The 25,333-nt window shown below is 73.7% G+C and carries 21 protein-coding genes; 9 read left to right on the top strand and 12 right to left on the bottom strand.

Annotated elements, in window-relative coordinates:
* Nucleotides 1-112: 112 nt before the first annotated feature.
* The 4 genes from pruA to ACFVXG_RS23515 all read right to left on the bottom strand — a co-directional run bounded on the left by pruA (nucleotide 113) and on the right by ACFVXG_RS23515 (nucleotide 4,321).
* Entirely contained in the window at nucleotides 113-1,738 is a 1,626-nt protein-coding gene (gene pruA, locus ACFVXG_RS23530; protein ID WP_387930498.1) for an L-glutamate gamma-semialdehyde dehydrogenase, read from the bottom strand.
* Between the two features lie 130 nt (nucleotides 1,739-1,868).
* Nucleotides 1,869-2,525, bottom strand: coding sequence for an HAD family hydrolase (locus tag ACFVXG_RS23525; protein WP_387930367.1), 657 nt, complete (start codon nucleotides 2,523-2,525; stop codon nucleotides 1,869-1,871).
* Nucleotides 2,526-2,610: 85 nt separating this feature from the next.
* Nucleotides 2,611-3,120, bottom strand: coding sequence for a DUF6912 family protein (locus tag ACFVXG_RS23520; RefSeq protein WP_387930366.1), 510 nt, complete (start codon nucleotides 3,118-3,120; stop codon nucleotides 2,611-2,613).
* 88 nt (nucleotides 3,121-3,208) lie between these two features.
* Entirely contained in the window at nucleotides 3,209-4,321 is a 1,113-nt protein-coding gene (locus tag ACFVXG_RS23515) for a patatin-like phospholipase family protein (RefSeq protein ID WP_387930365.1), read from the bottom strand.
* Nucleotides 4,322-4,670: 349 nt separating this feature from the next.
* On the opposite strand from ACFVXG_RS23515, the gene ACFVXG_RS23510 reads away from it, so the two are divergent.
* A complete protein-coding gene (locus ACFVXG_RS23510) occupies nucleotides 4,671-5,225 on the top strand; it encodes an Rv3235 family protein (RefSeq protein WP_387930364.1) in 555 nt (184 codons plus the stop codon).
* Between the two features lie 74 nt (nucleotides 5,226-5,299).
* On the opposite strand, the gene secA is transcribed toward ACFVXG_RS23510, so the two are convergent.
* The gene (secA, locus tag ACFVXG_RS23505) at nucleotides 5,300-8,062 is read right to left on the bottom strand and encodes a preprotein translocase subunit SecA (protein ID WP_387930363.1); all 2,763 of its coding nucleotides are present in this window, start codon (nucleotides 8,060-8,062) and stop codon (nucleotides 5,300-5,302) included.
* 242 nt (nucleotides 8,063-8,304) lie between these two features.
* Between secA and ACFVXG_RS23500 the strand changes: the two genes are divergently transcribed.
* The gene (locus tag ACFVXG_RS23500) at nucleotides 8,305-8,862 is read left to right on the top strand and encodes a GNAT family N-acetyltransferase (protein ID WP_387930362.1); all 558 of its coding nucleotides are present in this window, start codon (nucleotides 8,305-8,307) and stop codon (nucleotides 8,860-8,862) included.
* Nucleotides 8,863-8,948: 86 nt separating this feature from the next.
* Nucleotides 8,949-10,154, top strand: coding sequence for a winged helix-turn-helix domain-containing protein (locus tag ACFVXG_RS23495; RefSeq protein ID WP_387930361.1), 1,206 nt, complete (start codon nucleotides 8,949-8,951; stop codon nucleotides 10,152-10,154).
* 29 nt (nucleotides 10,155-10,183) lie between these two features.
* Here ACFVXG_RS23495 and ACFVXG_RS23490 read toward each other — a convergent pair whose 3' ends face one another.
* On the bottom strand, nucleotides 10,184-10,942 hold the full coding sequence (locus ACFVXG_RS23490) for a response regulator (RefSeq protein ID WP_375882957.1): 759 nt from the start codon (nucleotides 10,940-10,942) through the stop codon (nucleotides 10,184-10,186).
* A gap of 317 nt (nucleotides 10,943-11,259) precedes the next feature.
* Nucleotides 11,260-11,955, bottom strand: coding sequence for a ribosome hibernation-promoting factor, HPF/YfiA family (gene hpf / locus ACFVXG_RS23485; protein WP_350504724.1), 696 nt, complete (start codon nucleotides 11,953-11,955; stop codon nucleotides 11,260-11,262).
* Between the two features lie 379 nt (nucleotides 11,956-12,334).
* On the opposite strand from hpf, the gene ACFVXG_RS23480 reads away from it, so the two are divergent.
* Entirely contained in the window at nucleotides 12,335-13,057 is a 723-nt protein-coding gene (locus ACFVXG_RS23480) for a ComF family protein (protein WP_350504723.1), read from the top strand.
* 31 nt (nucleotides 13,058-13,088) lie between these two features.
* Here ACFVXG_RS23480 and ACFVXG_RS23475 read toward each other — a convergent pair whose 3' ends face one another.
* From ACFVXG_RS23475 to mtrA, 3 genes are all read right to left on the bottom strand, one after another.
* Entirely contained in the window at nucleotides 13,089-14,960 is a 1,872-nt protein-coding gene (locus ACFVXG_RS23475) for an LpqB family beta-propeller domain-containing protein (RefSeq protein WP_387930360.1), read from the bottom strand.
* On the bottom strand, nucleotides 14,935-16,917 hold the full coding sequence (mtrB, locus tag ACFVXG_RS23470; protein WP_387930497.1) for an MtrAB system histidine kinase MtrB: 1,983 nt from the start codon (nucleotides 16,915-16,917) through the stop codon (nucleotides 14,935-14,937). Before mtrB ends, ACFVXG_RS23475 begins: the two co-directional genes overlap by 26 nt.
* 127 nt (nucleotides 16,918-17,044) lie before the next feature.
* Nucleotides 17,045-17,722 carry an MtrAB system response regulator MtrA gene (mtrA, locus tag ACFVXG_RS23465; RefSeq protein WP_030283937.1) on the bottom strand — a complete coding sequence of 226 codons (678 nt, stop codon included), beginning with the start codon at nucleotides 17,720-17,722 and terminating at the stop codon, nucleotides 17,045-17,047.
* 286 nt (nucleotides 17,723-18,008) lie between these two features.
* Here mtrA and ACFVXG_RS23460 point away from each other — a divergent pair, with 286 nt between their 5' ends.
* The 5 genes from ACFVXG_RS23460 to ACFVXG_RS23440 all read left to right on the top strand — a co-directional run bounded on the left by ACFVXG_RS23460 (nucleotide 18,009) and on the right by ACFVXG_RS23440 (nucleotide 23,479).
* Complete coding sequence (locus ACFVXG_RS23460) at nucleotides 18,009-19,169, top strand: hypothetical protein (RefSeq protein ID WP_387930359.1); 1,161 nt, start codon at nucleotides 18,009-18,011, stop codon at nucleotides 19,167-19,169.
* A 5-nt stretch (nucleotides 19,170-19,174) separates the two neighbouring features.
* Nucleotides 19,175-19,882 carry a DUF4129 domain-containing protein gene (locus tag ACFVXG_RS23455; RefSeq protein WP_387930358.1) on the top strand — a complete coding sequence of 236 codons (708 nt, stop codon included), beginning with the start codon at nucleotides 19,175-19,177 and terminating at the stop codon, nucleotides 19,880-19,882.
* On the top strand, nucleotides 19,879-21,099 hold the full coding sequence (locus ACFVXG_RS23450; protein ID WP_387930357.1) for a DUF4350 domain-containing protein: 1,221 nt from the start codon (nucleotides 19,879-19,881) through the stop codon (nucleotides 21,097-21,099). Before ACFVXG_RS23455 ends, ACFVXG_RS23450 begins: the two co-directional genes overlap by 4 nt.
* A gap of 26 nt (nucleotides 21,100-21,125) precedes the next feature.
* On the top strand, nucleotides 21,126-22,106 hold the full coding sequence (locus ACFVXG_RS23445; protein WP_387930496.1) for an AAA family ATPase: 981 nt from the start codon (nucleotides 21,126-21,128) through the stop codon (nucleotides 22,104-22,106).
* Nucleotides 22,107-22,168: 62 nt separating this feature from the next.
* The gene (locus ACFVXG_RS23440; RefSeq protein WP_387930356.1) at nucleotides 22,169-23,479 is read left to right on the top strand and encodes a DUF58 domain-containing protein; all 1,311 of its coding nucleotides are present in this window, start codon (nucleotides 22,169-22,171) and stop codon (nucleotides 23,477-23,479) included.
* 29 nt (nucleotides 23,480-23,508) lie between these two features.
* Here the strand turns inward: ACFVXG_RS23440 and ACFVXG_RS23435 are convergent, their stop codons facing one another.
* Together ACFVXG_RS23435 and ACFVXG_RS23430 are read right to left on the bottom strand one after the other, a co-directional pair.
* Entirely contained in the window at nucleotides 23,509-24,675 is a 1,167-nt protein-coding gene (locus ACFVXG_RS23435; RefSeq protein WP_387930495.1) for an RNA polymerase sigma factor, read from the bottom strand.
* Nucleotides 24,676-24,683: 8 nt separating this feature from the next.
* Nucleotides 24,684-25,091, bottom strand: coding sequence for a YciI family protein (locus ACFVXG_RS23430; protein WP_387930355.1), 408 nt, complete (start codon nucleotides 25,089-25,091; stop codon nucleotides 24,684-24,686).
* Nucleotides 25,092-25,333 lie beyond the last annotated feature (242 nt).

The following is a 25,333-nucleotide window of genomic DNA, read 5'->3' as shown; positions in this document are numbered from 1 at the left end:
CAGCCAGCCTAACCGGATCAATCGAAGGTGCACAGGGACAGGGAGGCGCAATCCCGCAGGATGTCGGGTCCGTCCTGGACACCATGTCCAAACCGGAGCGTCGTGTTCGCTTTCAGCCCATATGCGGGTAACCGTGCTGGGTCGGCGGGACGAAGGTCTCCTTGATCGCCCGGGCCGAGGTCCAGCGCAGCAGGTTCTGGGCGGCGCCCGCCTTGTCGTTGGTCCCGGAGGCCCGGGAGCCGCCGAAGGGCTGCTGGCCGACCACGGCGCCGGTGGGCTTGTCGTTGATGTAGAAGTTCCCCGCGGTGAAGCGCAGTTCCTCCACCGCCTGGGCGATGGCGTAGCGGTCCTGGGCGATCACCGCGCCGGTGAGGCCGTACGGGGCGCCCGAGTCGATCCGGCCGAGCACGTCGTCCCAGCGGGAGTCCTCGTAGACGTGGACCGCCAGGATCGGGCCGAAGTACTCGGTGCGGAAGATCTCGCCCCGGTGGTCCGAGGAGACCAGCACGGTCGGCCGGACGAACCAGCCGATCGCGTCGTCGTACTGGCCGCCGGCCACCAGCTCGACGGTCGGGTCGGCCTTCGCCCGCTCGATCGCGGTGCGGTTCTTCTCGAAGGCGCGCTCGTCGATCAGCGCGCCCATGAAGTTCGACAGGTCGGTGACGTCGCCCACCGTCAGGGCGTCCACCTCGGCCAGGAAGTCGTCCTTGATCTTCAGCCAGAGGCTGCGCGGCAGGTAGGCGCGGGAGAGCGCCGAGCACTTCTGGCCCTGGTACTCGAAGGCGCCGCGGATCAGCGCGGTCCTGAGGATCTCCGGGTCGGCCGAGCGGTGGGCCAGCAGGAAGTCCTTGCCGCCGGTCTCGCCGACGATCCTCGGGTACGTGCGGTAGCCGCCGATGTTCGCGCCGATGGTCTGCCAGAGCGACTGGAAGGTGGCGGTCGAGCCGGTGAAGTGCAGCCCGGCGAGGGCCGGGTCGGCGAGCGCCACCGGGGAGACCTGCAGGCCGTCGCCGGTGACCAGGTTGATCACCCCGGGCGGCAGGCCGGCCGCCTCCAGCAGTCGCATCAGGTGGTACGCGGCCAGGGTCTGGGTCGGCGCGGGCTTCCAGACCACGGTGTTGCCCATCAGCGCGGGGGCGGTGGGCAGGTTCCCGGCGATCGCGGTGAAGTTGAACGGGGTGACCGCGTAGACGAAACCTTCCAGCGGGCGGTGGTCGACCCGGTTCCACACCCCCGGGGAGGAGATCGGCTGCTCCGCCAGGACCTGCCGGGCGAACCCGACGTTGAACCGCCAGAAGTCGATCAGCTCGCAGGCCGAGTCGATCTCGGCCTGCTGCGCGGTCTTGGACTGGCCGAGCATGGTCGCCGCGTTGAGCGTCTCCCGCCACGGCCCGGCCAGCAGGTCGGCCGCCCGCAGGAACACCGCCGCCCGGTCGTCGAAGGACAGCGAGCGCCACTGCCGCCCGGCCGCCAGCGCCGCGTCCACCGCCGCCCGGGCGTCCTCCCGGGTGGCGTTGCCGAGCACGCCCAGCTTGGCGGCGTGGTGGTGCGGCTGGACGACGTCGATCCGCTCACCGCCGCCGAAGCGCTGCTCGCCGCCGATGGTCATCGGCAGCGGGACCTGCTCGGCCGCCAGCTCGTCCAGCCGCCGGACCAGCCGGTCCCGCTCCGGGCTGCCGGGCGCGTACGACCGCACCGGCTCGTTGACCGGGGTCGGCACCTCGGTGACTGCGTCGATGGGCATGGCGGCTCCGTCCTGGCGGCTGGGGGTTCGACTCCAGCCTGACCAGGGCGGGACGGTTCCGCCCGTCCGGACACGCCAACGGCGGACGTGGCGCCCGCCACGTCCGCCGTGCCGACGGCAGTGCTCAGCCCGTCAGCCGGCCCGCCAGCTCGACCGCCTCGGCCAGGCTGTCCACCACCGGGACGCCGACCGGCTCCAGCTTCTCCCGGGTGTGCGAGCCCCCGGTGTACAGCACCGCGCGGGCCCCCGCGTGCAGCGCCGCCCGGGCATCGTCCGCAGCATCGCCGATCAGCACCGTACGGGCGGGGTCGACCCGCTCGCCGAGCTCGGCCAGGTGCCTCGTCAGCTGCTCCGCCTTCTGGCCGCCGGACGGCCCGCTGCGGCCGTCCACCCGCAGGAAACTGCCGGTCAGGCCGAAGCCGTCGACCAGCGGGACGAGCTTCTCGTGCTCGTACATCGACAGCAGGGACTGGCTGTGCCCGGCCGCCTGCCAGCCCGCCAGCAGCTCCGGCACGCCCGGAGTCAGGCCGCAGGCCGGGCTGAGCTCGACGTAGCGGTCGTGGAAGGCGTCGTCCAGCTTCAGCCACTCCTCCGCGGAGGGCATCCGGCCGAGCAGTCGCTGGTAGAAGCGGGGGATCGGGATCTCGTACTGCTCCCGGTACTCCCGCATGCTCATCGGCCCGATGCCGATGGTCGCGAACGCGGCGTTGCTGGCGCCGAGGACGGCGTCCATGTCGTGGAAGAGCGTCCCGTTCCAGTCCCAAACGATGTGAGTGCGCACGGGATCAAACGGTAACCCGAACGGCCGACACGCCGGTAGGAGCGGGATCACCCCCGCGACGGTCCGGAGGCGTGTCCGGCACGCCCTAGGCCAGCAGGGACGGGATCTCCTGGGTCGCGTACCAGAGCAGGTCGTGGTCCTCGGCGCCGTCCACGGTGAACTGGGCGTCCTGGTCGCCCGCGTCGGCCGCGGCCACCGCCGCCACCGCAGCGGCGACGTCCTCGACCACCTCGTCGTCGGCCACGTCCGCGTGCACCGCGGCGGCCTTCGCCAGCTTCACCGGGCCGGCCAGCACCACCCGGCCGAGCGAGGCCTGGTCCTGGTACTCGTCACCGGGGAAGGGCCGCACCGCCGAGTCGGCCACGTCCAGCGCCACCACGACGCGCCGGCGCGGGGAGTCCGGGTCGGCCGCCAGCAGCCGCAGCGAGGACTGCGCGGCCCGGTTCAGGGCCGCGTACTCCAGCTCCTCCAGGTCGTCGCTGACGTACCACTCGCGCAGCGCGGGCGTCACGGCGTACGCCGCGGACTGGTCCAGGGCACCGCCCTCGCGCGCCGCCGCCAGGCCGGTCAGGGTGGTGGGCACGTACACGCGCATCGGTGGCACTCTCCGGTTTCCGCGAAGCTACTCCAGCGCCCCAAGAATAAGCTCAGCCGCACCGGGTGTGATCACCTGAGCCCGGAAACTACCGCGCCGCCCGCAGCGCCTCCCGGACGCTGCGCAGGCCGCTCTCCAGCACCTCACCGCGGCGGGCCGGGTCCATCAGGTTCGGGCCCATCACCGCCAGGTCGGCCAGGGTCGGCGCGAGCAGCCGCACCCGGACCCCCTCGGCCCGCAGCAGCGCGGCCTCGCGCAGCAGCTGCCGGGTCACCGCGCGCCGGTAGCGGCTGACCAGCTGGGCCAGCACGCCGCGCGGGCGGTCCCGGGCCCGCCACTCGCGCAGCGCGGCCGCCGTGCCGCGGCCGCTGCGCTCGGCCCGCGGGCCCAGCCGCAGGGCCATCGGGGCGAGCACGTACACCTCGTCCAGGCCGCGGCCGAGCAGCAGGTCGGCGTTGGTGGCCGACCAGCAGCCGCCGTCCACGTAGGCCGAACCGTCCAGGCGCACCGGCGCGAACCAGCCGGGGATCGCGCAGGAGGCCATCACGGCGTCGGCCACCGGGACGTCGGGGGCGTCCGGGTCGCCGAAGACCACCCGGTGGCCGCTGCGGTAGTCGACCGCGGCCACCCGCAGCGGGGCGGCGGCCGCGCTCGGCGGGACGGCGCCCGGCGCCTCGTCCGGCGCCTCGCCCCCGCCTCCGCTCCCGTTCCCCGGAGCCGGCCAGCCGCCCGGGCCGAGCAGCCCGCGCACCAGCTCGCCGACCGGGGCCAGCGAGCCCCGGCCGTGCGGCGCCATCGCCGAGACCATGGTCAGCAACGGGTACTCGCGCGGGTGCCGGACGGCGTCCCGCAGCAGGTCCGGCGAGCCGATCCCGGCCCGCGGCCGGGGCGGCAGGGCCCCGCCCACCGCGGTGTCGTAGTCGAAGGCCACCCCGGCCAGCGGGCCCTCGGTGATCGGCAGGCCGCGCTGGTGGGCGCGCAGCTGCTCGGGGCGCACGCCCCCGGCCAGCATCGCGGCCAGGATCGCGCCCGCCGAGGTGCCGAGCAGCACGTCCGCCTCGCCCGGCCCGTGCCCGGCGGCCTCCTCGACGGCGCACAGCGCGCCGACCGTCCAGGCCGCGCCGAGCATCCCGCCGCCGCCCAGCACCAGGCCGCGCCGGGGTGCGCCCCCGGCTCCGGCGGTCGTGCTCGGCCCCGCCACCGCCCGTGTGGTCGTCCCGACTGTCGTCATCCCGGCCGCCCGTCGTCATCGGGTTCGGGTCAGGCTCCGATGGTGCGCGCGGGCGGCCGGGCGGCGCAACGGGAGCCGGGCCCGGGGCCACCCGGTCCGCCGTACCGGGGCGTCCCCTTTCGAGCCGTACGGCCCGTCCCCGCACGTCAACGGGGTGGCGCCGGGGCGCCCGCCGGGCCCGTCGCCGCACTGGCCGCCTCACCCGGATAGGTGAACTTCGCACCGGCCCCCGGGTCGTGCGCAAAGGCGTTGCCGCCCGGTGATCACCGCCGCCAGCCTGGACCCGTCCGTACCCGTACCACCCTTGCCGGGAGCCACCGTGACCGCCAGCCTCAGCACCCAGCCGACCGCCCAGCCGACCATCCACCCGACCGCCCGGCCGACCGACCAGCCGACCGCCCACCTGACCGCCCGCCCGCACCGCCGGGTCCGCGCCACCGGCGGCTGCGACCCGGCCGGGCGGCGCCCGCGCCACCCGCGCGCCGCCTGCTCCGCCCCCGGGCCCGCCGGCCGTCCCGGGCCCGCGCCCGGGTCCGGCCCCGCCCGGCACGACGCCGGGGCGCTCGCCGCCCGGTTCGCCCACCAGCTGGTCGAGGTGCTCACCGGCGCCCGGCCCTCCGGGCAGCTGATGCGGCACACCAGCCTGGACGGCTACGGGCAGCTCGCCTCGCTGGTCCGGGCCGGTGCGCTGCGCCGCGGCGGCCCCGCCGACCGGCCCCGGCTCGGTCCGGTGCACGACCGATCGCCCTCGCCCGACGCCGTCGAGGCCTGCGTCCGGGTCGACCTCGGCCGACGGCACCACATGGTGGCCTTCCGGCTGGAACAGCGCGGCCCGGCCGGTCAGTGGCAGTGCACCGCCGTGGAGGCCCGGTGACGACTGCGGCGGGGACGGCGCAGGGCGCCGCCCCGGTACGGGAGCGGCGCCCTGTGCGGCGTCCTGCGGCTCGCTCAGCCCTTGCGGCGGCGGCCCTTGGCGGACTTGGCGGCCTTGCGGCGCTCGGCGCGGGTCAGCCCGTCACCCTCGTCGTCCGGCACGGCGTCCTCGAAGTCGCCCTCGATGACACCGCCGCCGACCTCGTCCGAGGGGGCCGTGTAGTGCAGCCGCTGCGGCTTCGGGGCCTCCAGGCCCTTGGCCTTGATCTCCGGGCGGGCGGCGTCCTTCTCCAGCTTGTCGAGCAGCACCTCGGCGTCCTCCACCGGCACCTCCTCGACCTGCTGCTCGACCTGGACCTCCAGGTTGAACAGGTAGGCGACGGACTCCTCCTTGATGCCCTCCATCATCGCGGTGAACATGTCGAAGCCCTCGCGCTGGTACTCGACCAGCGGGTCGCGCTGCGCCATGGCCCGCAGGCCGATGCCCTCCTGGAGGTAGTCCATCTCGTAGAGGTGCTCGCGCCAGCGGCGGTCCAGCACCGACAGCACGACGCGGCGCTCCAGCTCGCGCAGGATCTCCTCGCCGAGCTGGTCCTCGCGGGCGCCGTACTGCGCCTGGACGTCCTCCTGGACGACCTTGATCAGGAAGTCGGGGGTCAGGCCGGCCGGGCCGCCGACCTCCTCCTCCAGGTCCGCGAGGTCCAGGGTGATCGGGTAGAGCTGCTTGAACGCGGTCCAGAGCTTGTCGAGGTCCCAGTCGTCCTCGAAGCCCTCGCCGGTGGCCGCCTTGACGTAGGCCTCGACGGTGTCGTCCATGAAGTGGCCGACCTGCTCCTGGAGGTCCTCGCCCTCCAGCACGCGGCGGCGCTCGCCGTAGATGACCTCGCGCTGGCGGTTGAGCACCTCGTCGTACTTCAGGACGTTCTTGCGGATCTCGAAGTTCTGCTGCTCGACCTGGGTCTGCGCGGAGGCGATCGCGCGGGTGACCATCTTGGACTCGATCGGCACGTCCTCGGGCACGTTGGCCATCGAGAGCACGCGCTCGACCATGCCGGCCTTGAACAGGCGCATCAGGTCGTCGCCCAGCGACAGGTAGAAGCGGGACTCGCCCGGGTCGCCCTGACGGCCGGAACGGCCGCGCAGCTGGTTGTCGATCCGGCGGGACTCGTGCCGCTCGGTGCCGAGGACGTAGAGGCCGCCGGCCTCCTTGACCTCGTCCTGCTCGGCCTTGACCGAGGCCTTGGCCTTCTCCAGCGCGGCCGGGAACTCGGCCTCGTACTCCTCCGGGTTGTCGCCCGCGGAGAGCCCGCGCTGGGCCAGCTCGGCCGACGCCAGGTGGTCCGGGTTGCCGCCGAGCATGATGTCGGTACCGCGGCCGGCCATGTTGGTGGCGACGGTGACGGCGCCCTTGCGGCCCGCCTGGGCGACGATCTGCGCCTCGCGCTCGTGGTGCTTGGCGTTCAGCACCTCGTGCGGGATGCCGCGCTTGCGCAGCTCCTGCGACAGGTACTCGGACTTCTCGACCGACACGGTGCCGACCAGGACCGGCTGGCCCTTCTCGTGCTTCTCGGCGATGTCCTCGACCACGGCGGCGAACTTGGCCGGCTCCGACTTGTAGATCAGGTCGGGCTGGTCGATGCGCAGCGGCGTCTTGTTGGTCGGGATCGGCACCACGCCGAGCTTGTAGATCTGGTGGAACTCGGCGGCCTCGGTGGTGCCGGTACCGGTCATGCCGGAAAGCTTGTCGTACAGGCGGAAGAAGTTCTGCAGGGTGATGGTGGCCAGCGTCTGGTTCTCGTTCTGGACCTCCACCCCCTCCTTGGCCTCGATCGCCTGGTGCATGCCCTCGTTGTAGCGGCGGCCGGCCAGGATGCGGCCGGTGTGCTCGTCGACGATCATGACTTCGCCGTTCATGACGACGTAGTCCTTGTCCTTCTTGTACAGCTCCTTCGCCTTGATGGCGTTGTTCAGGAAGCCGACCAGAGGGGTGTTCACCGACTCGTAGAGGTTGTCGATGCCCAGGTAGTCCTCGACCCGGGTGACGCCCTCCTCGAGGACGCCGACGGTGCGCTTCTTCTCGTCGACCTCGTAGTCGCGGTCGATCTTCAGGCGCAGCACCAGCTTGGCGAAGTCGGCGTACCACTTGGTCGCCTGGTCCGCCGGGCCGGAGATGATCAGCGGGGTGCGGGCCTCGTCGATGAGGATCGAGTCGACCTCGTCGACGACCGCGAAGTTGTGGCCGCGCTGGACGAGTTCGTCCTTCGACCAGGCCATGTTGTCGCGCAGGTAGTCGAAGCCGAACTCGTTGTTCGTGCCGTACGTGATGTCCATCGCGTACTGGCGCTTGCGCTCGGCGGGCGTCATGTTCGCCAGGATCACGCCGACCTCGAGGCCGAGGAAGCGGTGCACCCGGCCCATCCACTCCGAGTCGCGCTCGGCGAGGTAGTCGTTGACCGTGATCAGGTGAACGCCCTTGCCGGTCAGCGCGTTCAGGTACGTGGGCAGGGTGCCGACGAGGGTCTTGCCCTCACCGGTGCGCATCTCGGCGACGTAGCCGAGGTGCAGGGCCGCGCCGCCCATGATCTGGACGTCGTAGTGGCGCTGGCCGAGCACGCGCTTGGCAGCCTCGCGGACGGTGGCGAACGCCTCGGGGAGGATGTCGTCCAGCGTCTCGCCGTCGACGAGCCGCTGCTTGTACTCGTCGGTCAGCGCGCGCAGCTCGGCGTCGGTGAGGTTGACGAAGTCCTCTTCGATGGAGTTGACCTGGGCAGCAATCCGCTGCAGCTTGCGAAGGATCTTGCCTTCGCCGGCGCGCAGGATCTTGTCGAAGACGGACACTTGAGCGGGCTCCTTGCCTGTATTGGCACTGGACGACTGCACGGGGGGTCCACCCCACCGCACGGGCCATCGTATGCGAGGAGTCCAATACCCCGGGAGGTGCGTCAGCACGGTATTCCCGTGTCACCCGCGCGAGCACATGGACCGATAGCACCGTCCACCGGGACAAATGGGTCGACGGGTCGGGGAGTTGGCCCGGAATCCGGATGCCCCCATTCCCCCTGTGGGGAAATAATCCGCCCATGGAAGAACCCCGGAGCGAACTCGTCACCCTCACCACCGACCGCCTCGTCCTGCGGGCCCCGCAGGAGTCGGACATCGACGCGGTCTTCGAGGCCTGCCAGGACGCCGAGATCCAGCGCTGGACGGTCGTCCCGGTCCCCTACCGCCGCGAGGACGCGGAGTTCTTCGTCCGCACCCTGGCACCCGAGGGCGTGGCCAAGGACTCCGAGTTCATCTGGTGCGTGGTCGAACGCGGGACGGGCCGCCTGGTCGGCACCCAGGCGGTCACCCGCAAGGCGGGCGACCCGGCCGCCGCCTCGGTGGGCTGGTGGACGGCGAAGGAGCAGCGCGGCCGCGGCTACACCGTCGAGGCGGCCCGCGCGGTCGCCCGCTGGGCACTCACCGACCTCGGCCTGCGGCGCCTCCAGTGGCTCGCCTACGTCGGCAACGAGGGCTCGCGCGCGGTCGCCGAGCGGGTCGGCTACCGCCACGAGGGCACGCTGCGCTCGTACGCCGAGCAGCGCGGCACCTTCCACGACGCCTGGGTCGCCTCGCTGCTCCCCGCCGACCTGGACTGACGGCCCGCGCCGACTACCCGGTCAGGCGCGTAGGGGCGCCCCCGGCCCCGGGCCCGGTGTCAGTGCCCCCGGCTACGCTCGCCGGCATGACCGCTGCCGCTGCCGGGCCCGCCCCCGTCACCGTCCTGGGCGCCGACGACGCCCGCCGGATCGCCCTGCGCGCCCAGGGGCTGCTGGGCGCGCCCGACCGCCGGGCCGGGGTGCGCGGGGTGCTGCGGCACCTGGGCGCCGTCCAGCTGGACACCATCTCGGTGCTGGCCCGGTCGCACGAACTGGTGCCCTACGCCCGGCTGGGCGCGGTCGGTCGCCCGGCGGTCGAGGCGGCCTACTGGGGCGCGGGCACCACCTTCGAGTACTGGTCGCACGCGGCCTGCGTCCTGCCGGTCGAGGAGTGGCCGCTGTTCGCCTTCCGGCGCCGCCGCTACCGCGACCGCGGCAACCTCTGGAGCCACCAGGTCTCGCCGGAGACGTACCGGGCGGTGCTCGACAAGCTGCGCGCCGAGGGGCCGTTGACCGCCACCGAGCTGGGCGGGGCCAAGCGCACCGCCGAGTGGTGGGACTGGTCCGACACCAAGATCGCGGTGGAACGCGCGCTGGCCTTCGGCGACGTGGTCTGCACCGACCGCCGGAGCTGGAAGCGGGTCTACGCACTGGCCGAACAGGCCGTCCCCGACGCCCTGTTCGGCGCGGACCGGTCCGACGAGGAGTGCCTGCGCACCCTGGTGGCCCAGGCCGGGTCGGCGCTCGGCGTGGCCACCCGGGCCGACCTCCAGGACTACCACCGGCTGCGCGCCGAGGACTTGGACCGGGTGCTCGCGGACAGCGGGCTGGTCCCGGTCGAGGTGGCGGGCTGGGGCCCGGACGGCACCCGGGCCGCCGCCTGGGCCGACCCGGCCGCCCTGGCCACCGCCCCGCGCGGGCGCCACCGCACCACGCTGCTCTCGCCGTTCGACTCGCTGGTCTGGGACCGCGCCCGCACCGAGCGGATCTTCGGCATGACGCACCGGCTGGAGGCCTACACCCCCAAGCACAAGCGGGTGCACGGCTACTTCGCGATGCCGCTGCTGGCCGGCGGCCGGCTGATCGGCCGGGTCGACCCGGCCCGGGAGGGCCGCACGCTGGTCGCCCGGCAGGTCTCGCTGACCGACGACCGGGGCGCCGCCCGGCAGGTCGAGGCCCTGGCCGCCGCCCTGCGCGAGGCGGCCGCCTGGGTCGGCTGCGACGGGGTGCGGGTCGAGGCCCTGCACGACGAGCGGCTGCGCCCGGCCCTGGAGAAACTCCTCGCGCAGTAGGCAGGCAGTAGGACGGCGGCCGGCGCCGGTCACCCTATTTCGAGGATCTTCTCCCGCATCGCGTACACCACGGCCTCCATCCTGGAATGCAGTTGGAGCTTCTCCAGGATGTTGCGGACGTGGTTCTTCACGGTGTTCTCGCTGATGAACAGCTCCTTGGCGATCTCCCGGTTGTTCATCCCGGTCGCCACCAGCTTCAGCACCTCCAGCTCCCGGTCGGTGAGCCGGGGGGCCGGGACGAGGTCCCGGTCGTCGGAGCGCCGCTGGATCATCGACTTGAACTCGGTGAGCAGCTTGGAGGCCATCGACGGGCTGATCTGCGACTGCCCGTCGGCGACCGCCCGGATCGCGGTGGCGACCTCGTCGGTGGAGATCTCCTTGAGCAGGTAGCCGGTGGCCCCCGCCTTGATCGCCTCGTAGAGGTCGGCCTCCTCGTCGCTTATCGTCAGCATGATGATCTTGGTGCTGGGCGCCACGTCCTTGATCGCCGTGCAGGCCTCGATCCCGCTGCGGCGCGGCATCCGGACGTCCATCAGGATGATGTCGGGCAGCAGGTCGGCGGCCTTGAGCACCGCCTCGGCGCCGTCGCCGGCCTCGCCGACGACCTTGATGTCCGGCTCCTCCGCCAGCACGATCTCCAGCCCGCGGCGAAACAACGCGTGGTCGTCCACCACCAGGACGCGGATCGGCTCACCCCGGCGCGGCGCGTACGCGGGTTCCTCCTCCGGCCCCGGCGGCAATCCGGTGACCGGTCCCCCAGCGGGCCCCAGCCCGAAGTGATCCCCCATCCGCTCCTCCCCCTTCGCGGGTCGACGTGCGCCCAATCATTCCACGCCCCGCCACCGCCGCGGTCACCCTCCGACGCCGATTGCCCCGCATCGGGTGACCCCTGCACCGAGCGGGCCCCCGCACCGTTCGAACCCGTCCCACCGGCCGCCGCCCGGAACGCGAGGAACGCCCCGAAACGCCGGTGACCCCGGCGGCCGCTGCCGCCGGGGTCACCCCTCCGTCTTCACTCGTCCTCACTGCCGGGACGTTCACTCAGGGCGTTCACTCCCGGGACATTCGCTCCCGGGCGCCGCCCGGACGCCGACTCCCGGGACGGTCAGTCCTCGTCGTCGGACCGACCGATCGCCCCGCCCGCGCCGCTGGCCACGCCGGCCGCCATGTCCGGCTGCACGTGGATGACGCCGTAGTGGTAGCCGTGCCGGCGGTAGACGACGCTCGGCAGGCCGCTGTCCTTCTCCACGAACAGGTAGAAGTCGTGGCCGACCAGCTCCATCTCGTAGAGCGCCTGGTCCAGCGCCATGGGGGCGGCCGAGTGCGTCTTCTCCCGGACCACCAGCGGGCCTTCGCCCTCCACTTCCAGGGATCCCATCATGGTCTTGCGGACGGCCCCGTTGGTCTCGCCCTCGTGCGCCGTGGTCTCGGGCAGGGCGGCCAGGGCCGCGGTCGCCTCGGCGACGCTGATGGGGGTGCGGCCGTTCGCGCCGCCCTTGTGCACCCGACGCCGGTCCGCGGACTTGCGCAGCTGCGCGTCGAGCTTCGCCGAGGCCAGGTCGAGCGCCGCGTACGGGTCGCCGGCGGCGGCTTCGGCCCGGATCACCGGGCCACGGGTACGGAGAGTGATCTCCACGCGGTCGGACCGGTCGGCCTGCCGCGGGTTGTGCTCCTTGGACACCTCGACGTCGAGGCTGATCACCTTGCCGTCGAACTTCTGGACCTTCTCCAGCTTCTCGGCCACGTGCTCGCGGAACCTCTTGGGCACCTCGGTCTTGCGGCCCTTGACGACGATGTCCACGCAGAACTCCGATCCCTCGTGCTGACGCCGATCCGGGTGCTACCGGACCGGACTGAGCTCCAGCTGGACCAGCCCATCCACTGCCGGCCCCCCGCTCCGCCGCCAGCGGCGGAAACGACTGGCCCTCATCTCACTTCCTCCCCATCAGGGACGGTTGAAACCCCCTGGAGCCTTATCGAACACCTCACGCGGGGTTTTCGCCTCCCCGGGCAGGAGGGAGGGTAAGACCCGATACTGCGGGCGGCGCCTGGAGTGGGCGGTCAAGCTGTTGCACCCTGTCTACCCTCCAGGGAGTGAAGTATGGGTAAATACCTGGACAACGACCCCCATACGGCGGATCCTTTGCTGACTCTCCGTGCCGACGCCGCCAGGAGCAGCCGTGCCGCCGTCCCCCTCCCCCGCCCGTCCGCCGTCCGTACGGACACCGTTCGGCCACGCACTGGCCGGGCTGCTGGACGTCCTGCTCCCCGCGGACTGCGCGGGCTGCGGCGCCGAACGCACCCAGCTCTGCCCGGCCTGCCGGCACGCCCTGGCCGCCGCCCGGCCCGGCCCCACCCTGCTGCCCTGGGCGCACGCGGCCGCGCCGTACGCCGACCCGGTGCGGCAACTGCTGCTCGCCCACAAGGAACGCGGCGCGCTGCGGCTGGCCGCGCCGCTCGGGGAGGCGCTCGGACGGGCGGTGCGCTCCGCCCTGGGGGCCCGCGCCGGGGACGCGCCGCTGCTGCTGGTCCCGATGCCCTCGGCCCGGGCCGCGGTGCGCGCCCGGGGCCACGACCCGACGCTGCGGCTGGCCGGGGCCGCCGCCCGCTCGCTGCGCCGGGCCGGGCTGGACGCCCGGGCCGCGTCGCTGCTGCGGCACGCCCGTCCGGTCGCCGACCAGGCCGGGCTGAACGCCGCCGAGCGTCGGCGCAACCTGCACGGCGCGCTCACCGTCCTGCCGCGCGCCCGCCGGGGCCTGGCCGGCCGTCAACCGGTGCTGGTGGACGACCTGGTGACCACCGGGGCGAGCCTGGCCGAGGCGGCCAGGGCGCTGGCCGACGCCGGACTGCCGGCCCGGGCCGCCGCCACCGTCGCGGCGACCGCGGTGCACCCGGCGGGCTGAGGTGCGCCGGGTGCACCGACCGGTCCGGCGGTCAGCCCGCGTAGAAGTACGAGCGGGCCTTGTCCACGAACGGCGCCTCCCGCCACTGGTTGTTGACCAGCCGGTAGACGGTGCCGGCCGCCACCGCGAGCACCGGCGAGGGCTGACGCAGGAGGTACCCGCGGGACTCCGCGGTCGAGATGGACTGCGGAGAGGGCGGCAGGACGTTGCCGGTCTGAAGCTGACTGTCCGTGCCCTGCGAGCCGTCGGTGCTGATGTAGTACAGCTGCTGGGGCCGGTCGGACTCCTTGCCGAGGACCAGCAGCTGGTCGGCCTCCGACCAGGACACCGAGGCGACGTCCACGAGCGAGGGGGCCGCCGAGCGCACGCCGGTGATCCGCACGGTCGGCGCCTGTGGCGTGCCGCCGTGCTCCACCCGGCCGAACGCCAGTGAACTGCCGTTCACCCCGGGCGACTTCATCACCAGGGCGATCCGGGTGCCGTCCGAGGAGACTTTCAGCGCCTGCACCGTCCGCCCGGTCAGGTTGTCGACCGGCACGGTGTACGTCTTGCCGTCGCGCACCATGACCACGCGCGGGTCCTGCGGGTTGCGGTCCACCACCCAGAGGTCGCCGCGGCCGTCCCAGCTGGGCGAGGTGAGGCCGTCGTCCTTGGCGCCCGGCTTCACGGGGGAGCTGAGCACCGGTTCGGGCATCGCGACCGTACCGGGCGTCAGCGGCACCGAGTAGAGCTGGTGGCCGTCGTCCGAGAGCGCGGCGGCCTGGGCGCCGTTCCGGCTGATCGCGACGGTGCCCAGCACGGGCGCGCCGTTCGCGTGCGGCTTGCCGAGCACCCCGGCCACCGGGTCGCCGTTGTGGTCCTCGTCGGCCACCATCAGCACGCCGTTGTCGGCCCGCTGGTAGTACTGCTGCGGGGTCTGCAGGAGCCGGCCGGCCAGCGCGCCGGGGCCGACGGCCGGCTGATCGTCGCGGCTGACCGTGCAGGTGCCCCGCTGCCCCTTCAGTTCGGTCCGGTCGACCTGCCCCTTGCCCTGGTCGGCGAAGGTGTAGAAGAGCTGGGTCGCCATCCGACGGCAGGCCACCGGATCGCCCAGGTCGGCCCCGCCGACCTGGACATGGGCGACCCGGCTGTCGTCGACGGTCACCTTGTCGACCGTGGTGCCGGTCGGGAAAGCCGTCCGCGCGACCGGCGAGAGCCAGGTCGACGGCCCGCCGACCAGCGCCTTGGCGGCCGAGGCCAGCGGGTCGACCCGGCGGCGCAGGTAGATCGGGTCGGCTATCAGCACCTCCTGGCCGCCCGGCGCGGACGGGTCCGGGGCGGTGTAGAAGAACCGCTCGACCTGCCGGAAGCTGTTCCGGAAGTTGGTCTCGTTCATGATCACGCCGGGCGGCAGGGAGTCGATCCGCCACTCGCCGTCCTTCTCCCGGACGAAGGTGAAGTTGAACGCGTCGGTGGGCTGCGCCCCGACCGCCAGCGAGTACGAGTGCTTGTCGTCGACCTTGGCCAGCAGCTGCCCGGACACCGTCGAGGAGTACGTGGTGTCGGTGTCGGCGACCTGGTCGAGCGGGATCTTGGTGGTGGAGAGCACCTTGATGCTCTCGTCCGGGTTCCAGCTCGCCGAGGCGCGCTCGGTGAGGTACTTGCGCGCGGTCTCGTAGCCCTCGTCGGCGGTCACCGCGTCCAGGAACCCGGTCAGCAGCTCGCGCGGCTTGGCGCCCTTGCCGGGCGCCACCGGGAAGACCCTGGCCTGCAGGTTCTTGTCGGCCGAGCCCTGGGACAGCTCCACCTTGGTGATGCCGCCGGAGTCCGGCATGGCCGCGCAGCCGCTCGCCGCCAGGGCGCCGAGCACCACGCCGGCCACCGCCACCAGCCGACGGTCAGTCCTGTTGCTCGTCCTTCGCACGCTGCGACCCCTCCAGGTCCGTCCCACCCGTCACGTCCGGCTCCGCCGTCCGCTGCGCCACCGACTGCCGTCCGGGCGTCGGGTCCACCATGACCTGGGCGCCGATGACGCCGTAGCCGGCCCCCGTCGTCCGCACGTCCGAGGGGTCGGAGCGCGGCCCCTCGGGCATCCGGCTGCGGCCGAGTCCGGGGCCGATGTTCAGCACTCCGCCGAGCCCGCTGCCCAGCCCGTTGCCGGTGCCCTCCGGTGCCTCGGCCTGCTCCTCGGCGGCGGTCATCGCCGTCGAGCCGGCCGGGGCGATCGCCCGACGGTACGGCGTGCCGTAGGCGCCCAGGCCCCGGTTGTTGCGGGAGTCCTCCGGCTCCAGCCGGAACGGCGCCCGGTTGATCTCCCCGCCGCGGGTGCGCGGCAGGGTGAGCCGGAAGTGCGAGCCGCCGCCGGGCTCGCCCCAGGCCTGCAGCCAGCCGCCGTGCAGGTGGGCGTCCTCGACCGCGATGGACAGGCCCAGGCCGGTGCCGCCGGTGGTGCGCACCCGGGACGGGTCCGCCCGCCAGAAGCGGTGGAACACCCGGGAGGCCTCGCCCGGCTTGAGGCCGATGCCGTAGTCGCGCACGCCGACCGCGACGGCGCCGTCCGCCGAGCCCAGCCGGACCACCACGTCGCGGCCCTCGCCGTGCTCCAGCGCGTTGACCACCAGGTTGCGCAGGATCCGCTCGATCCGGCGGGAGTCCACCTCGGCGAGCACCGGCTCGCCGTCGCCGCGGATCACCACGGTGCTGCCCTTGGCGTCGGCCAGCGGGTCGGCGGCCTCCACCACCCGGGCGACGATCTCGCGCAGGTCGACCGGCTCGGCGTCCAGGACGGCGGCGCCGGCGTCGAAGCGGCTGATCTCCAGCAGGTCGGCCAGCAGCGACTCGAAGCGGTCCAGCTGGCCCTGCAGCAGCTCCGCCGAGCGGGCCGCCATCGGGTCCAGGTCCTCGCGGCTGTCGTAGATCAGGTCGGCGGCCATCCGGACCGTGGTCAACGGGGTGCGCAGCTCGTGCGAGACGTCCGAGACGAAGCGGCGCTGCACCCGGGACAGTTCCTCCAGCTGGCGGATCTGCGCCTGGAGGGCGTTGGCCATCCGGTTGAACGACTCCCCGAGGCGGGCGATGTCGTCCGTCCCGGTCACCTTCATCCGCTCTTCCAGGTGCCCGTCGGCAAGCCGCTCGGAGATGCCGGCGGCCATCCGGACCGGGGTGACCACCTGGCGCACCACGACCCAGGCGATGCCGCCCATCAGGATCACCACGAACACGCCGGCGGTCGCCAGGGTGCCGGTGATCAGGTTGAGGGTGTCGGTCTCCTGGCCGAAGGAGAACACGTAGAACAGCTGGTACCGGGTGTCGGCCGGGCCGACGAACTGCATGCCGAGGGCCAGTCCGGGCTCGCTCTTGCCGCTGGCCTCGGGCGAGCGGTGGATCCGGGTCGGCTGGTCGAACATCTGGCCGGGCTCTTCGAAGAGCTTGGCGCGCAGGCTGTCCGGGACGCTGCTGGGCTGGATGTCGCCCGAGTAGCGCGGGGCGAAGCCGGCGCTGTCCGGGACGACCGTCCCGGTGCCGGGGGCCATCGCGATCACCGAGTAGACCGTCTGCCCGCTCGCGGCGAGGTCGTTGACCTGGCGCAGCAGCCAGGTGCCGGTCTCCCCGGTGGTCGGGTCGACGGCGCCGCGCAGGGCCTGGTCCCGGGCCTCGTCGATCTTCTTCTGCTCGACCTGGAAGCCGATCCGGGCCTGCGCCCGGGCCGCGTCGATCTTGGTGTCCAGCAGGCCGTTGCGCACCTGCGCCACCACGACCACGCCCAGCACCAGGACCACCGCGATCGAGGCCAGCAGGGAAACCGCGACCACGCGCAACTGGATCGACCGGCGGTAGAGCGCGGTCACCCGGCGCGCCGGGCGCTTGAGCTGGCGTTTCATCAGACCGAAGACTCCGGAGGGGCCGCCGCGGCGGCGGCGGGTGGTCGAACTCAGCACGTCCCCGCGCACGGCCCCCGCCCCGTCGGTCGCGGAACCCGACGGGGTGTCCTCAGCCCGGTCCGTCACGTCAGCTGGGTCCGGCCTTGTAGCCGACGCCGCGGACGGTCACCACGATCTCGGGGCGCTCCGGGTCCTTCTCGATCTTGGACCGGAGGCGCTGCACGTGGACGTTGACCAGGCGGGTGTCCGCCGCGTGGCGGTAGCCCCAGACCTGCTCCAGCAGCACCTCACGGGTGAACACCTGCCAGGGCTTGCGGGCCAGCGCGACCAGCAGGTCGAACTCCAGCGGGGTCAGCGGGATGCTCCGCCCGTCCCGCTTCACCGAGTGGCCGGCCACGTCGATCACCAGGTCGCCGATGGTCAGCTGCTCGGGCGTCGGCTCCTCGGCACGGCGCAGCCGCGCGCGGACCCGGGCCACCAGCTCCTTGGGCTTGAACGGCTTGGTGACGTAGTCGTCGGCACCGGACTCCAGGCCCACCACCACGTCGACCGTGTCGGTCTTGGCGGTCAGCATGACGATCGGCACGCCGGACTCGGCCCGGATCTGCCGGCAGACGTCGATGCCGTCCCGGCCGGGCAGCATCAGGTCCAGCAGGACCAGGTCGGGCTTGCTCTCCCGGAACGCGGCTAGCGCCTTGTCCCCATCCGCGACGAAAAACGGCTCAAAACCCTCACCACGCAACACGATGCCGAGCATCTCGGCCAGTGCGGAGTCGTCATCAACGACGAGGACGCGTCCCTTCATGGGTCCATCTTCTCATTACCGGATTGTGACCTGCCGCACAGCAGTGCCAATGCGCCACAACGGCCAAGTCCCCCGCCGTCGAATTCCGGCCATACCGGGCGAATAGCCCTCGTCAGAGCACCTCCGAACAGTCCAGAACCGGCCGTCCGACCCCCCGGCGGGCCCCGTTGCCGATCAGCAACCGGATACCCCTGGGGCGTCTCCGGGCCCCATGGCACGATGGGCGCTGCGCGCGGGCGAAAGATCGCCCGGAGCCGCGCCCAGGACGCCCCTCCGAGGAGCAGTGATGACCGACACTCCGGGCTGGGCCTCGCCCAGCTCGTCCGAGCCGCCCCGCGACGGCGCCCGGCCCCCGGCCGACGCGCCCGCCGCCGTGCCCGGGCCGTCGGCACCCCCTCAGGCCACCCCCGCGCCGAGCGCCCAGTACGGACAGCCGAACCGGGGCACCCAGCCCTCCGGCCAGGGCCCGTACGGCTGGGAGGCCGCACGCAGCCCCCGGCCCGGCGTCATCCCGCTGCGCCCGCTCAGCGTCGGCGAACTGCTCGACGGAGCCGTCACCACCGTCCGCCGGCACTGGCGCACCGCGCTCACCCTCTCGCTCGGCATCGCCGTCCTCGACCAGGCCGGCGCCTTCGCCGCCAAGCTCCTGGTCAAGGGCCGCACCGGCGCCTCCACCCAGCTGCTCACCCTGCTCGCCACCATGCCGCTGACGCTGCTGCTCGACGCGCTCGCCGTGGCCCTTCTCACCATCGTGGTCAGCCGTGCCGTCCTCGGCCGGCCGGTGACGGCCGGCGACGCCTGGCGCGACGCCCGTCCCCGACTGCTGCAGCTGCTCGGGCTCACCGTGCTCACCACCCTGATGAGCGTCGGCGTGGTGCTGCTCGGCTTCACCCCGCTGATCGGCTACACCGCCGGCGGCACCGGCACGCCCGGCACCGCGGGCCTGCTGTTCCTGGTCGGCGTGCTGACCGTCCCGGTCGGCCTCTGGCTGCTGATCCGCTACAGCCTGGCCGCCCCCGCGCTGATGCTGGAGAAGCAGGGCGTGATGGCGGCGCTGTCCCGCTCCCGGCGGCTGGTCCGCGGCTTCTGGTGGCGGGTCTGCGCCGTCGTCCTGGTGCTGAGCCGGATCCTCGCCGTGATCGTCGGGGCGACCCTGCTCATCCCGTTCCGCTTCCTCGGCCTGGTGCTCGGCTTCGGCTCCATGGACCGCCTCGGCGACGCCGGCCACGAGTCCATCGGCATGATGGTGCTCACCGCGGTCGCCGGGATCATCGCCTCCGCCCTGACCACCCCGTTCCTGGCCGCCGTCGGCGTGCTGGTCTACATCGACCAGCGGATCCGCCGCGAGGCCCTGGACATCGAGCTCGCCCGCGCCGCCGGACTGCCCGAACAGGGCGGCACCGGCTGGAGCGGCCGAGCCGCCGACCAGACCACGGCGAGGCGCTGAACCGGATGCCCAGCTGGGGGGACAGGCTCCTCGCCGCCGGCGGCGCCCCGGTCACGGTCCCCCGTGACCCGGCCCGTGACGCCGCCCGCGACGAGCTGCTGAAGGCCGAGTACCACAAGAATGACCCGAGCGTCCTGGAACGCGTCGTCGACTGGATCTGGGACCACATCGACCGCGCCCTGGGCAGCGTCTCCGCCGGGGGCACCGACGGCACCACCGGGCTGGTGCTCTTCCTGCTCGTCGCCGTGGTGATCGCCGCCGCCGTCTGGTGGCGCCTCGGCGCGCCCAAGCGCGCCGCCCGCACCGACTACGGCGTGTACGGCACCGACGGCCCCCGCAGCGCCGCGCAGTACCGCACCGACGCCGCCGGGCACGCCGCCGCCGGACGCTGGACCGAGGCCGTCCGCGAGCAGATGCGCGCGCTGGTCCGGGCCCTGGAGGAGCGCACCCTGCTCGACACCCGCCCCGGCCGCACCGCCGACGAGGCCGCCGCCGAGGCCGGCCGGGCCCTGCCCGAGCACGCCGCCGCGCTGACCGCGGCCGCCCGCACCTTCGACGACATCGCCTATGGCGAGCGCACCGCCGACCAGGCCGCGTACCGGCTGCTGCTGGACCTCGACCGGACCCTGGAACGCAGCCGCCCGGTGCTCGCCCACGCCTCCGCCGCAGCCGCCGCCCCGGCGACGACCCCGCCCCCGGGAGGAGCGGCATGACCGCCACCACCCCGGCTCCCCCCGCCGACCAACCCGCCGCCGCCGACGCCGCACCGACCAGCCTCGCCCCCACCGGGCGCGGACTGGTCCGCCGGGCCCGCTGGTACCTGGTCGTCCTCACCGTCCTGCTGGTCGCCGCCGTCGGCATCGCTGTCCTCAACACCGACCACCGCTACCCGCCGATCGACCCGCGCTCGTACGACGCCGACGGCGCCCACGCCGTGGTCGCGCTGCTCCAGGGCCAAGGCGTCAAGACCGCGCTCAGCACCGAGCCCACGGCCGCCGCGAACGGCGCCGACACCCTCGTGCTGCCCGAACCCGACCTGCTCAGCCCCGCCGAGCTGCGCGCCGTCGCCGCCGCCCGGCACCAGCGGCTGGTCCTGATCAACCCGGGCCCGGCCGCGCTCGGCGCGCTCGCCCCCGGCATCCGCACCTCCGACGAGGTCGGCGGCGTCCCGTACATGAGCATCCGCAGCACCCAACCGAGCTGCGCGCTGCCCGAGGCCGTCCGGGCCGGCACCGCCTCGATGGGCGGCACGCTCTACACCAGCGGCAGCCGCGGCGACGGCTGCTACTCGCACAGCCACGGCTACCCGCTGGTCAGCACCCCCAGCGGGGGCGGCGACGTCATCGTGGTCGGCAGCGGCCAGTTCCTGCAGAACGGCCACCTCGCCGAGGACGGCAACGCCTCGCTCGCACTCGGCCTGCTCGGCTCGCAGCCCCGGCTCACCTGGCACCTGCCCGACTACTCCGCGCCGGTCGCCGAAGGCACCCAGCGCAAGAGCTTCGACGACTACATCCCGGCGGGCTGGCACTGGGCCTTCTACCAGCTCGCCGTCGCCGCCGGACTCGCCGCCCTCTGGCGCGGCCGCCGGCTCGGCCCGGTGGTCAGCGAGAACCTGCCCGTGGTGGTCCGCGCCGCCGAGACCACCGAGGGCCGCGCCCGCCTCTACCGGCGGGCCAAGGCCCACGGCCGCGCCGCCGAGGCCCTGCGCCGCGCCACCGCCCACCGCCTCGCCCCCGCCCTGGGCCTCCCGGTCCAGGCCGGCGGACCCGAGCCGGAGGCACTCTGCGCGGCCGTCGCCGGCCGCCTCCCCGAACGACCCGCCGGGGACGTCCGGGCCCTGCTCTACGGCCCGCCCCCGACCGACGACGCCGCGCTGCTGCGGCTCGCCGACGACCTCGACGCCCTCGAAAGGCAGGTACGGAACCCGTGACCGAACAGGCGACCGCCCAGCTCCGCATCACCCCCGGCACGGAACCCGCTACCCCCGTCACCGACCCCCGGGCGGCGCTGACCGCCCTGCGCGCCGAGATCGGCAAGGCCGTGGTCGGCCAGGACGCCGCCGTCACCGGCCTGGTGGTGGCCCTGCTCTGCGGCGGCCACGTGCTGCTGGAGGGCGTCCCCGGCGTCGCCAAGACCCTGCTGGTCCGCACCCTGTCCACGGCGCTCAGCCTGGAGACCAAGCGCATCCAGTTCACCCCCGACCTGATGCCCGGCGACGTCACCGGCTCGCTCGTCTACGACGCCCGCACCGCCGAGTTCTCCTTCCAGCCCGGCCCGGTCTTCACCAACCTGCTGCTCGCCGACGAGATCAACCGCACCCCGCCCAAGACCCAGGCCGCCCTGCTGGAGGCCATGGAGGAGCGGCAGGTCACCCTCGACGGCGAACCGCGCGCGCTGCCCGTCCCGTTCCTGGTCGCCGCGACCCAGAACCCGGTCGAGTACGAGGGCACCTACCCGCTGCCCGAGGCCCAGCTGGACCGCTTCCTGCTCAAGCTGATCCTGCCGCTGCCCGACCGCGACCAGGAGTTCCAGGTCCTGTCCCGGCACGCCTCCGGTTTCGACCCCAAGGACCTCGCCGCCGCCGGCGTCCGCCCGGTCGCCGGGCCCGAGCACATCGCCGCCGCCCGCGAGCAGATCGCCAGGCTCACCGTCGCGCCCGAGATCCTCGCCTACATCGTCGACCTCTGCCGGGCCACCCGGCAGTCCCCGTCGCTGTCCATCGGCGTCTCCCCGCGCGGTGCCACCGCACTGCTCGCCGCCTCCCGCGCCTGGGCCTGGCTGGCCGGACGGGACTACGTCACCCCGGACGACGTCAAGGCCCTCGCCCTGCCCACCCTGCGGCACCGCGTCGCGCTGCGCGCCGAGGCCGAGATGGAGGGCGTCACCGCCGACTCCGTCATCCAGGCCGTCCTCGCCCAGACGCCCGCCCCCCGCTGATCCACCACCGGTAGGCGTACCGGGTCCTCGAACACACCGGGCTTCCGAAGGAGCGCACCCGCATGGCCCTCACCGGGCGAACCGCCCTGATCGCCGCGCTCGGCGCGCTCTTCGTGGGCCTCCTGCTGCCCTCCTGGACCGGGATCGGGGCCGTCACCGGCGCCGTCCTGCTCGCCGCCCTGGTCGACCTGGTGCTCGCCGCCCCCGTCCGCAGCCTGCGGATCGCCCGGGGCGGCGACACCACCGTCCGGCTCGGCGACACGGCCTCGGTCGAACTGACCGTCACCAACACCTCCGGACGGCCGCTCCGGGCCCTGGTCCGCGACGCCTGGGCCCCCTCCGCCTGGCGGGCCGGCACCGCCGAGACCGCCTCCCGGCACACCCTCGCCGTCCCCGGCGGCGAACGGCGCCGAGTGGTCACCGTGCTCACCCCGGGCCGCCGCGGCGACCACCACGCCCACCGGGTGACGGTCCGCTCGCTCGGCCCGCTCGGACTGGCCGGCCGCCAGGGCTCCCACCACGTCCCCTGGACGGTCCGCGCCCTCCCCCCGTTCACCAGCCGCAAGCACCTGCCCTCCCGGCTCGCCCGCCTGCGCGAACTCGACGGCCGCACCTCGGTGCTGACCCGCGGCCAGGGCACCGAGTTCGACTCGCTGCGGGAGTACCTGCCCGGCGACGACGTCCGCTCCATCGACTGGCGCGCCAGCGCCCGCCGCAACACCGTCGCCGTCCGCACCTGGCGCCCCGAACGCGACCGGCACATCCTCGTCGTCCTCGACACCGGCCGCACCTCGGCCGGCCGGGTCGGCGACGCCCCCCGCCTGGACGCCGCCCTCGACGCCGCCCTGCTGCTCACCGCCCTCGCCACCCGCGCGGGCGACCGGGTCGACCTGCTCGCCCACGACGCCCACAAGCGCGCCGCGGTCATCGGCAGCTCCGCCAACGAGATCCTGCCGTCCTTCACCAACGCGATGGCCCTGCTGGAGCCCGCGCTGCACGAGACCGACATGCGCTCCCTGGTCTCCACGGCGCTCAAGATGGCGCCGCACCGCTCGCTCGTCGTCCTGCTCACCGGCCTCGACGCGGCCCCCGTCGAGGACGGCCTGCGCCCGCTGCTGCCACTGCTCACCAAGCGTCACGAGGTCGTCCTCGCCTCCGTCGCCGACCCGCACCTGGACGTGCTGGCCGCCGGCCGCGGCACCGTGGAGGCCGTCTACGGCGCCGCCGCCGCCGAACAGACCCGCGCGGACCGCCGCCACACCGCCGACCGGCTCACCCGCAGCGGCGTCACCGTCCTCGACGCCCCGCCCGCCCGGATCGCCCCGGCGCTGGCGGACGCCTACCTGGCGCTGAAGGCGGCCGGGCGGCTCTGAGCCTGGCCCGGCGGGTCGACGGCTCCGGCTCAGCCGTCGCGGCGGGCGTCGCGGGCGTTCAACCGGGCATTGAGCCGGGCGGCCTGACGCGTCAGATGGTCGCGCTCGGCCAGGTTGGACGCCCGGCGAGCCGCCTCCGCATACAGCCGCGCCGCCGCCACCACGTCCCCGTCGCGCTCGTGGAGATACGCGGCCGCAGCCGCGTACCGGGGCAGCGCCGCGTCCAGCTCCCCGAGCGCCGCCAACCCGGCCCGCGGCCCGTCCGCCTCACCGACCGCCACCGCACGGTTAAGCCGCACCACCGGACTGTCCGTCAGCCGCACCAACTCGTCGTACCACTCGACGATCTGCACCCAGTCGGTCTCCCCGGCGCTGGGCGCGTCCGCGTGCAGCGCCGCGACGGCCGCCTGGGCCTGGAACTCGCCCAGCCGGTCCCGGGCCAGGGCCGCCTGGAGGATGCCGACGCCCTCCGCGATCAACCCGGTGTCCCAGCGGCCCCGGTCCTGCTCCGCGAGCGGCACCAGACGGCCGTCGGGCCCGGTCCGGCCCGCCCGCCGGGCGTGGTGCAGCAGCATCAGCGCCAGCAGCCCCGCCACCTCGGGGTGGTCGATCACCGCCGCCAGCTGCCTGGTCAGCCGGATCGCCTCGGCGGCGAGGTCGACGTCCCCGGAGTAGCCCTCGTTGAACACCAGGTAGAGGACCCGCAGCACGGTGGCGACGTCGCCCGGCTGATCGAGGCGGACCGCCGAGACGGTCCGCTTGGCCCGGCTGATCCGCTGCGCCATGGTCGCCTCGGGCACCAGGTAGGCCTGGGCGATCTGCCGGGTGGTCAGCCCGCCGAGCGCGCGCAGGGTGAGCGCGACCGCCGACGACGGCGTCAACGACGGGTGCGCGCACAGGAAGTAGAGCTGCAGGGTGTCGTCCACCGAGGCCGCCGGGCCGGGCTCCGGCTCCTGGTCGACCAGGTCCTCCCGGCGTCGGCGGGCGGTGTCCGCCCGGGTCGCGTCGAGGAACTTCCGCCAGGCGACGGTGACCAGCCAGCCCTTCGGGTCCCGCGGCGGATCGCTCCGCCAGCCGCGGACCGCCTCCACCAGTGCCTCCTGCACGGCGTCCTCGGCCGCCGCGAAGTCTGCTCCGCGGCGGACGAGGACACCCAGCACACCCGGGGTGAGGCTCCGGATCAGGGCCTCGTTCATCGGGGAGGTCACTCCGTGATGGTCGGCGGCATGGCCAGGAACGGACGCAGCTCCAGCCACTCGTGGATCGGCTCGCCGCCGGCACCGGGGGCCGCCGACAGCTCTCCGGCCAGCTCGACGGCGCGCTCGTGGCTGTCCACGTCGATCACCATCCAGCCGGCGATGAGGTCCTTGGTCTCCGCGAACGGACCGTCCGTCACCGGCGGCCGCCCCTCGCCGTCGTAGCGGACCCACGTCCCCTCGGGCGCGACCGCCTGGGCGTCGACGAACTCACCGGTCTGCTCCAGCCGGGCCGCGAAGTCCTGCATGAACTTGATGTGCGCCGTGACCTCCTCCGGCGTCCACTGGTCCATCGGCGCGCAGTTGACCGGGGTCGGGGCGCCTCGGTAGTGCTTGAGCAGCAGGTACTTGGCCATCGTGCTTCTCCTTCGGAGCTCGTGCGACCCATTGTGGCCGCGCTCACCCCTGGGACGGAGCCGGCCACGGGTTCTCGACACGACCGGCCAAGATTTTTTTCGGAGATTTCTCGGACGCCCCGGAAACGCGAAGAACCCCCATCCGGAATCCGGATGGGGGTTCTTCTGAATGATTGTTCGGCGGCGTCCTACTCTCCCACAGGGTCCCCCCTGCAGTACCATCGGCGCTGTGAGGCTTAGCT

Source organism: Kitasatospora sp. NPDC058162 (assembly GCF_042884005.1).
GTDB lineage: Bacteria > Actinomycetota > Actinomycetes > Streptomycetales > Streptomycetaceae > Kitasatospora.
The sequence above is the reverse complement of the archived record's forward strand: the minus strand, read 5'-3'. Positions and strand labels throughout refer to the sequence as shown.

Bases quoted from the DNA above. Each gene is read 5' to 3' on its own strand.
- ACFVXG_RS23520 (WP_387930366.1), bottom strand. From the start codon at position 3,120: ATGCGCGTGTACGTGCCCACCACCCTGACCGGCCTGGCGGCGGCGCGC.
- ACFVXG_RS23500 (WP_387930362.1), top strand. From the start codon at position 8,305: ATGGAAGAACCCCGGAGCGAACTCGTCACCCTCACCACCGACCGCCTC.
- ACFVXG_RS23495 (WP_387930361.1), top strand. From the start codon at position 8,949: ATGACCGCTGCCGCTGCCGGGCCCGCCCCCGTCACCGTCCTGGGCGCC.
- ACFVXG_RS23490 (WP_375882957.1), bottom strand. From the start codon at position 10,942: ATGGGGGATCACTTCGGGCTGGGGCCCGCTGGGGGACCGGTCACCGGA.
- mtrB (WP_387930497.1), bottom strand. From the start codon at position 16,917: ATGAAACGCCAGCTCAAGCGCCCGGCGCGCCGGGTGACCGCGCTCTAC.
- mtrA (WP_030283937.1), bottom strand. From the start codon at position 17,722: ATGAAGGGACGCGTCCTCGTCGTTGATGACGACTCCGCACTGGCCGAG.
- ACFVXG_RS23460 (WP_387930359.1), top strand. From the start codon at position 18,009: ATGACCGACACTCCGGGCTGGGCCTCGCCCAGCTCGTCCGAGCCGCCC.
- ACFVXG_RS23455 (WP_387930358.1), top strand. From the start codon at position 19,175: ATGCCCAGCTGGGGGGACAGGCTCCTCGCCGCCGGCGGCGCCCCGGTC.
- ACFVXG_RS23450 (WP_387930357.1), top strand. From the start codon at position 19,879: ATGACCGCCACCACCCCGGCTCCCCCCGCCGACCAACCCGCCGCCGCC.
- ACFVXG_RS23440 (WP_387930356.1), top strand. From the start codon at position 22,169: ATGGCCCTCACCGGGCGAACCGCCCTGATCGCCGCGCTCGGCGCGCTC.
- ACFVXG_RS23435 (WP_387930495.1), bottom strand. From the start codon at position 24,675: ATGAACGAGGCCCTGATCCGGAGCCTCACCCCGGGTGTGCTGGGTGTC.
- ACFVXG_RS23430 (WP_387930355.1), bottom strand. From the start codon at position 25,091: ATGGCCAAGTACCTGCTGCTCAAGCACTACCGAGGCGCCCCGACCCCG.